An 8,205-nucleotide genomic window follows, 5' to 3' on the forward strand; every position below is an offset into this window, starting at 1 on the left:
CTGGGTGACCACGGGGGCGTGTACGCGGAACTGCCAGGCTGGCCACAGCAGCCAGCGGCAACGAGGTGGTGGTGGCTTATCGACCAGGTCGAGTACGAGGCTGTTACGGTCGGACCATGTTGCCGGCACGACACATCTCCAGAAAGTCAGTAAGGGCCGCAACCTCTGGCGGTGCGACATGCCGGTCGAACATGGCGGCGTCGCCGACTCCGATGAGCAGGCGCTTCGCGCGGCTCAGCGCCACGCACTGCCGGTTGGGTATCGTGAGATGCCCGTAGTGTCTCCGGTCTAGCCGGGCCGGCTGATCCGTTCCGGTGCTGCGCACCATCGAGAGCAGGACGACGTCGAATTCGCTGCCCTGGAAGGCGTCGACGCTGCCAACCCGGAGCCGTTCGGCGCCGTCCGGTGTCCGCGCGAGGTCCGGGACAGGGATGAACTCGCCGTTCGTCTCGGTTGCGAGATCCAGCAACGCGAGCTGCTCTTTGATGAGGTGTACCTGCTCGGAATAGAAGCTGATCACACCGAAGGTCAAGTTCGGCGCTTGATGCGCTAGTTTTTTGATCTCCCGGGCGATACGAGCCGCTTCCTCCTTCCTAGTCCAGCTCTTGCCGACCCTGCGGGCTTCGCCATACTCGGCTCCGACGTCAAGCCAGGCCGCGGCCCGTTCGCCATAGCCAGCAAGGCCGTGCCGGCGGTCCGCTGACGTGACTCCGTTCTCGATCGGAGGTCCAGCGGACTCGTAGAAGTTACGGCTGACGAGATTGCCGAGCTCGGGATGCATCCGGAACTGTTTATCCAGTCGGATTACCCGGTCGTCCGCCCCGGCTTTCTGGAACATCACGTAGAGACGCTGGAACAGGCTGGTGCGCAGCACGGTCTGCCAGTCCACGGCGCTCTGCCCGCTGTCCGGGGCGCGTTGATCCAGCTGCTCTTCGAGCTTGCTTTGCAAAATGTGTGGGAGCTGCGCGTGGTCACCAACGAGGACGATGCGCCGACGGGCAAGACTCATCGGGATCATCATGTCCAGTGGGCTTACCCGAGCCGCCTCGTCCACGATCACCGTGTCAAAGACCAAGCTGTCGCGCATCACCGCGCGCATGAGCGACGAGTCCGCTTGCTGACAGGTTGACGCGCGCACGGTGCTGTACTCGATCAGTGAGCGCTCGACGAGGTATGGATCGTTGACCAGCTCGTCGAGGTATTCCGAGACCGCGACGTCGATGCCGTTGGCCGACTCCCGCACGGCGGTCATGGCCGTGGCCACGACGTCCTCCAGCAACTCGCGCACGTCCGGGTCGACCGCTGGCGCCGCGGCGGGTCCGGTATCGGCGACCAGCTGGTCGAGCAGGTCGTCACGCAGCACTCGTAGCCGGCCCAGCAGCGCGTCGTCAACAGCACCGGCGGATGCCTCGGTCAGATCGGATCTGCTGGCCGCCGGAAGCGCCAGCCAGTCGGGAAAGCCATTGAGTAGCGCCACAGCCCTGGCGGGGCCGTCGTCGGCGTGCCCGTTGACCGTGCAGCGCAGTCCGCGTACCAGCCGCTGTGTTGGAGTGACGTTGACGTCCCTGGCCAGATGCGCATCGGCACGTGCCCGTAGCCCGTCGCGCAGACGTATGACTCGCTCCCGGAGCGGCAACGGGACCAGCTCGGCGGACAGCCGCTCCACCTCCGAGAGCACGCCGACCGTGGCCGTCACCGTGGGTGGCGCCGTGATGTACCCGACAACCAGGTCCTCAAGCTCGCGTACCCGAGTCCACGCCCGGCTTTCGGGCGCCATGGTGGCACGCAGCGTAGCGACACGTTCGCGCCGCCACCGCTCGGCGACTTCGGCAGGCTGGTCCTTGTCCCGCGAGTCGATGCGGCTCGGAGGCAGACCGCGGACCAGGATCTTCCGCACGACGTTGTCGACCGCATAGTGCTGGAAACTTGTCAGGAGACTGTCCTGGACCGTCTCCACCGACTCGCCTATCTCTACCAGCCGCTGTTGAAGAGCCGCGATCAGTTGTGTCTTACCCGTGCCGGGCGGTCCTTGGATCAGCACGATGTCCGGAGTGTTGAGGGCAAATCCCAACGCTGTGCGCTGGTTCTCTGTGGGCTCGGGCCCGCCGAACAGTGCTTTGGCTGCCGTGCTCATCTCCGCGTGCCGACGCCTGCCTCCGCGGGGCGAGGGGACGATTCCCTGGAGCAACAGATGGAGACCCTCCATCTCCGCCTGACCGTTGGCGATGCGGTCGCGGACGCGGCGTCGGCGCTCGATCTGTGCCTCGTCGCCCCGGTAGGCGCGGTAGAGATAGCCCTGTGTCGGTGGATGGCGCTCTTGGTCCCGGCTCCTCGGCGGAGCCAGGTCAACGGTCAACTCCTCAGCATTGATCTCCTTCGGATTTCCCGTCAGAGTCGCACCGTGACGTCGTGGACCCCGTGCATTGGTGGGGCGAGGGACGGCGCTGTCGTCCAATCCGAACGTCGGCGGGTTGGCGTCGGCCACAAGCTCCAGACCGTGGTCGTCGCGCTGAATTCTGGCCTTCCGGAGAAACTCCCGGGCCTCGTTGTTCTTCTCAAGCTGGAATCGCCAGCTACCGTCGGCGTTGACGGACCGTGAGGCGTACCAAACAGCGCCGAGTTCCCGCGCCCGCGTCAGTATGTACTCATGCTCCAGCTCGTTGTACTGCTGCCACAGGTCAAGGTACGACCTGCTCTGCGCTCCGATATGCGCCAATCGTGCGGCAACTTCGGCGTCCAGCCTGGTCGCGCGGCGAGCGTCTGTGAAATGGACGGGCGCAGTCAGGAGAGTCAATGAGCCATGTCGGGTGTTCGGCCGTTGGTGGGTCAGTCGCTCGGCGAACAGAGTGCCTTCTTCTCGGCGGCGGACGTCGAGGGTGAATCTCCGCCCGTGCAGGGATAGGCCGTTGTCGGCCGAGCCGGACACGATCAGCCGCGGCATGCCATCCGAGGGACCCGACGGTAGGAGGAACTCCTCGCGCAGCCAGGGCAGCGGGTCCACCGATGCCTTGTGCGCTGATCCGATTACGCGCCGGGCGACGTCGTCGTGGATCTTGTCGTCTACCGCGATGTCCACGCGGTTCTGGGCGTCCCAACGCTGCGCCTGCTCAAAGGCATGGAGGTGAACCGTAGCGCATTTACCGTCGTTCGAGACCGCGGCGATCCAGGAGAGAACGGCCTGGTGGCGCCCGAAGAGATTGTCCAGGAGGGCTCGGTCTTTGGGTCGTCTGCCCCTCACGGCCTCGGGTCGTGATTGGTAGGTCAGCCACGGCTCGTCCGGCCGGGATTGCCTGATCCCTACCTCGGCAAGCTTGTCGAGATGATGCAAGTCGGGCCTGTCGACCGGCTCCAGTTCGACCTCGGACTCCCGTCCGTGCGAGACCTCCGCCACCTTCATCCGCGCACCTCCCCGATCAGTGCTTCCAGGCGTGCACGTCGAACACTGCCAACCGATGCGGTGCGGTCAGCTGGTCAGTCAAATGCAGGAGCCAGGTCGTGGAACCCGGCCGGACGAGCACGTCCACTCGTTCCCCGGCCATCAGCCGCCGCCGGTTTCGCCCTTCCTGAGCGACAAGATGGAACGACCGAGGACCAGGATTGTGCACACTCATTCGGTCGCCGCCGTCCCAACCGACGTTCGCCACGGGCTCGAAAGGATCGCCGCGCGCCGCGAGGTGGCCGACGCGACTAAGGATCGGCGTCCAGCCTCCCGCTTCCACGACAACGAGATCGCGAGTGTCCACCAGCGCGGGTTCGTACCGGTCGTCGTCAGCGCTGAAGTCGGGCCGTGTCAGCTGGGCGAACACCCGTCCCACCAGGACCGATGGTGCCGGTATACCACACCACGGACAGGCCCGATTTCCCACGTAGAAAGTGTGCTGACAATTCGGGCAGGCGTGCGTCGCGTCGGCGGCGCGGGACAACGCGGCATACCAGGCGGACATCCCTGGCCGGTTACGCGGGGATCGCAGGCCCTCCTCGAACGTCTCCCGGCACAGCCGGCGCAGGGCCGCGTCGAGTACCCAGTTACGGGGAATCCCGTAGCTGAGTCTATTGCTGGTCTCACTGCTGTGATCCACCCAGGGTAACCGGAAAGCCGCGGCGGATTCGTTGAGCTGTTCCAGTCTTGTGTAATCATCGTCATCTTCGTCGAAGAACTGATCGCCCCTGAACGGATGTAGCCCGACGAGCGTCTTGAATGCCAGCACCGCAAATGCGAACGCGTCAGACAAAGTGCTAAGGCTGGCCTTCGCCGATGCCAGCTCCGGAGCCCCGTAGCCAGGGGTCCCGGCGATATGACGGGCCGCATCAGCCTGAAAAGACAGATTATCTGTATCGATCAGCCACAGGTGGTCCTGCTCCGGCCGCGCCGAGACCACGACGTTGGTCGGAGAAAGGTCACCGTAGACGATGCCTCGCCCGTGCAGGGTAGAAAGAACCCAGGCCAGCTTGGTCAACACCCGAAGCCGGCGCGCGAGGCCGCCACTATCCAGATACCACCCTGACAACTCACCAGTCGGCGCCGAAGCCAGCTCGCCCAGCGGCACCACTGACTCCAACAGCTCCATGACGTAACCGACATGGGGTTCCACAAGGTGTGCCACCGGCCGAGACAAAGGCAACCCGTCCAACGGCAGCCGGTTGATCGATCGCAGCCGCGCCATAAGATCGTCGGCCAGGTCGGGGCGCCAGCGCACGCCATCGATCAGCTTGACCGCGAGGCGACTGTTCCGTACTCGGTGGACACGACCCTGCCCACCCCGCCCGAGTGGAATCGACTCCAAGACCAGCGCTCGGCCGCGGTCGTCGCGAACCACCAGTTCCGGCGTTCCGCCCAACGCGGTCACAAGCGGTCCGCCAGATCTGAGGGATCGAACGAGGGCGCCCGGATGCCGCCGCCGACGTCGGAGGTGACGGTATGTGTTGCCCACTCGAAGAACTGGCTGACCCGCTCCACGTTCTCCGCGTCCACCAGATACGCCTGGTCACTGACGAACGCCGCGAGTACCGCGCGGGCCTCAGCTGTGACATCCGGACCGATAGATACCGCCAGTCGCCGCGCCCGCCGTCCCTGGGGAGAGGAAAGTAAGCGGTCCAGTGCCCCCTGCCATGCGTCGCTGGCGTACCCGTCCGGCCCGGTCGGGTGGCCGTCCGAACAGAGGATCAGCCATGGTCGTGACCGTCGTCGCGGTATGGCCGTCTCGTCTTCGAGTAGCTCCCGTGCCAAGTCGAACGCCTGGTCCATCGGCGTCACGCCCGACGGGGTCATAGCGTTCCATCGCGCGTCAGCTGCGGGGGTGGGGCGCACGTGGACCTGTGCGACCGTGCCGCCGAACGTGATGACGCCCACCAGAATTTGCCCGGCTTGCTCACCAGCGAACGCCCGAAACATCGTCGCCATGCTGGAGTTGAGAATATCGATTTTACCCCACTCGCCCATGCTGCTACTCACGTCCGCGAGGACGAGCACAGGTAGCGGACGGGCCGCCGGAGCCCGTGGACGGTCGGCAGCCGGCCCTCCCGTGGGCTCATGCATAGGAGCGATCACAACCTCCTCAAGGTTGATCTGAGCAAAGCCGGCAATCGTAGCTCCCGACGAGGGGCCCCTACGAGTCGGGTGCTAACGCCCACCGAGAGCGAGCTAGGGCGACTGCCGCGCCGGCATCGCGAGCGATCGCCCTGCACACACCTAAGCTCCTGGTCCGCGCGCACTCGGGTCGTTCGTGATCTTCTCGGGAGGGGTCAGCACCACGACCTGGCCTCATTGACTTGATCGACATGGTACTAGGAGTTAGGTGCTATAGAACCACCGGATACCTAGTCATTGCGAGCTCGTCACGGGCCCGGCCGACGTGGGGGAGGTCCTTGCGGTGGGTGATTGAGGCATGCAGACCGTGACGGATCGAGTCGTACGGGTGGATGTACACCCTCCGGTGACGTTGGACATGGCGGTGGCTGGGATCGCGGTGGAGCTGGTCGCTGTCCCAGTGACCGGGCAGGCCGAGGTCACGCTGTCGGCCGAGGGCGAGGCCGCCGGCATGTTCGTCGACGCCGCGTGGGCGGTTCAGCTCGCCCCGAACCATCTGGTCATCGTGCGTGCGCCAAGGGCGCCGGGCGAGCATGCGGCGCTCGAATGTTCCGGACCGACCGTCGCATCTGGTGCGAATATCCTAGTTTCCTGGACTTGTCGCCCCGAAATAGTCATCCCCTTCCCACCTATACGACGCAACTCGGACAACTTTGCCTCGCCCCGGAGCGGTGATCATCTGTCCGTTTCCGATGTAGATCGCGACGTGGTGGATGTTGGTGGCGGTGCCGTAGAAGACGAGGTCGCCGATCTGGAGGGGTTCCCCGGACGGAACCACTGGCCCGGCCTCGTACTGGGTCTGCGCGGTGCGGGGCAGGCCGATCCCAGCGGCGAGGTAGGCGGCCCGGGTAAGCCCGGAACAGTCGAAGCCGCCTTCGGCCGGGCCGTCCCCACCCCACAGGTAGGGGATGCCGAGCTGGCCCTGGGCGTAGACGACGGCGGCGTAGCCGGCGTCGGATGGGGCGGTATCGGCGCCGATGCCGTAGTTCGAGGTGTACTGCTCGGCCTGGGTGAGAACCTGGGCGACGTAGGCGTCGTCGTGGTTGTAGTCCCACAGCGCCCCGGTCAGGTCGGTTGGCGCGTGGTTGTCGCACAGGTAGGCCGCGGCGGCGTAGACGGCGTCTTGGGGGTTGTAGAGCGACGGCGGGTTCGCGCCACCCCCGGGGAGCGGGTGGTGGGCGACGACGTCGGCGAAGGTGGGGGCGAGGAACTGCATGGGACCGGCGGCCCCGGCGCTGTTGGTGCCGCTGGCTACGCCCGGCAGCCGACTGCGACCGTGATCGGACTCGATTTTTCCGATGGCGGCGAGGGTCGTCCAGGACAGGCCGGGGCAGGTGGGCGCGGCCTGCATGTAGAGGTTCAGGTAGTCGGCGGGGATGTCGTCGAGGGCGGTCTTGCTAGGGCTGCCGCCACTGGTGCAGCCGAGGAACCAGCCGACGACGGGCAGACACAGGACGCGTTCGGCCACGCCCGCGGCGGCGGCCCCCATCATCACGATGAGCAGGACCACGGCGGCGACAGCGGCGGCGAGGTACTTGGTCGTGGCCGCTCACCCCCCGGTAACGCTCGGGGGCATCGGCGTGGGCGGACGCAGGCCCGGCCCGCCCGAGGTGTCACCTGAGCGGCCGTCGACCGGGTCGGGGGGGCGTAGCCGGGGCCAGGCGGAGGTGAGTTGGTCGAGGGGGAACCGGCCGCCGCGGGTAGCGGTCAGGGGCAGCCAGCGGGGAAGGGTGGGATCGAGGTGGCTGTCGGCGGGGGCAAGGGTGGCGGCGGTGGTGGCGACCGGGACCATGTCGGGCTGGTCGAGCCCGCCTAGCGCCGCGGCCAGCGCTCGCCGGGCGTTGGTCTCACGCCCGGCGGTGGGGAACCAGAACAGCACCGGTGTACTGATCCTCGTCGCCGTCGCGAGCCGGCCGTAGTCGCCGATCTTCAGGGTGAGCCGGTGCAGCGGCTCGGTGGCCCAGTCGAGTTCGAGGAACCATTCGATCTCACCCCGGGCGGAGGTCCACCGTCCGTAGGCGTCGGGGCGGACGATGTCGCCGAACGCGCGCTGGCAGCGGGTCTCCGACCACCAGGCGGTCAGCGTGCCGGGTGGGGTGGGGCGGCGGGCGTGGGCGATCAGCGAGGTGAAGAAGCCGTTGACGGCGACCGTGTGCGCCAGGCGCAGCGAGTGCGCGATCGCCATCGCGCGGGCGTGGCGGTAGCCGGTCTCCTTCAGCTCGATGCTGTCCTCGGCGGCGAGCACGCTGGCGCCGGCGATGTCACAGACGTAATGCGCCGGGGGCTGTCCCTGCCCGACGGGGACCAGGGGCTGGAAGCGGTCGAGGACCCGCCAGCGGTAGAGCTCCAGCAGCCGGCGGTTCGCAGCCCGTTGGGTGGACCAGCCGGCCTCGACGATCTGGTGGGTGGTCAGTACTCGGTGCTCGTGGGCGAGCCGGGTGATCCACCGGTCGCGGGGGGAGAGGTGGCGGGCGAGGTAGGTGACCAGCGCGGCGTCGGCGACGACCCGGCCGGGGGCACGGGGCGGGACGCGTAGGGCACGTTGGGGATGCGGGTAGGCGACCATGAGGACTCCGTGGTGGTCAGCTGGCGGATCGGCGGGGGTCTGCCTGCGGCTG

The 8,205-nt window shown here is 66.9% G+C and carries 6 protein-coding genes; all 6 read right to left on the bottom strand.

Going from position 1 to position 8,205, the window contains the following annotated elements:
• Positions 1–103: 103 nt before the first annotated feature.
• Positions 104–3,397, bottom strand: a complete 3,294-nt coding sequence (locus AB1460_RS23880) for a DEAD/DEAH box helicase (RefSeq protein WP_368964244.1) — start codon at positions 3,395–3,397, stop codon at positions 104–106.
• 16 nt (positions 3,398–3,413) lie between these two features.
• Positions 3,414–4,847 carry a protein kinase domain-containing protein gene (locus AB1460_RS23885; RefSeq protein WP_368964245.1) on the bottom strand — a complete coding sequence of 478 codons (1,434 nt, stop codon included), beginning with the start codon at positions 4,845–4,847 and terminating at the stop codon, positions 3,414–3,416.
• Positions 4,844–5,536, bottom strand: a complete 693-nt coding sequence (locus AB1460_RS23890) for a vWA domain-containing protein (RefSeq protein WP_368964247.1) — start codon at positions 5,534–5,536, stop codon at positions 4,844–4,846. The genes AB1460_RS23885 and AB1460_RS23890 overlap by 4 nt, the downstream gene beginning before the upstream one ends.
• 262 nt (positions 5,537–5,798) lie before the next feature.
• Positions 5,799–6,083, bottom strand: a complete 285-nt coding sequence (locus AB1460_RS23895; protein ID WP_368964248.1) for a hypothetical protein — start codon at positions 6,081–6,083, stop codon at positions 5,799–5,801.
• An 87-nt stretch (positions 6,084–6,170) separates the two neighbouring features.
• Entirely contained in the window at positions 6,171–7,097 is a 927-nt protein-coding gene (locus tag AB1460_RS23900; RefSeq protein WP_368964249.1) for an NlpC/P60 family protein, read from the bottom strand.
• A 39-nt stretch (positions 7,098–7,136) separates the two neighbouring features.
• Positions 7,137–8,153 (bottom strand): replication-relaxation family protein, encoded by a 1,017-nt coding sequence (locus AB1460_RS23905; protein ID WP_368964251.1) that lies wholly within the window; start codon positions 8,151–8,153, stop codon positions 7,137–7,139.
• Positions 8,154–8,205 lie beyond the last annotated feature (52 nt).

Source organism: Parafrankia sp. FMc2, from assembly GCF_041008525.1.
Taxonomy (GTDB): domain Bacteria; phylum Actinomycetota; class Actinomycetes; order Frankiales; family Frankiaceae; genus Parafrankia.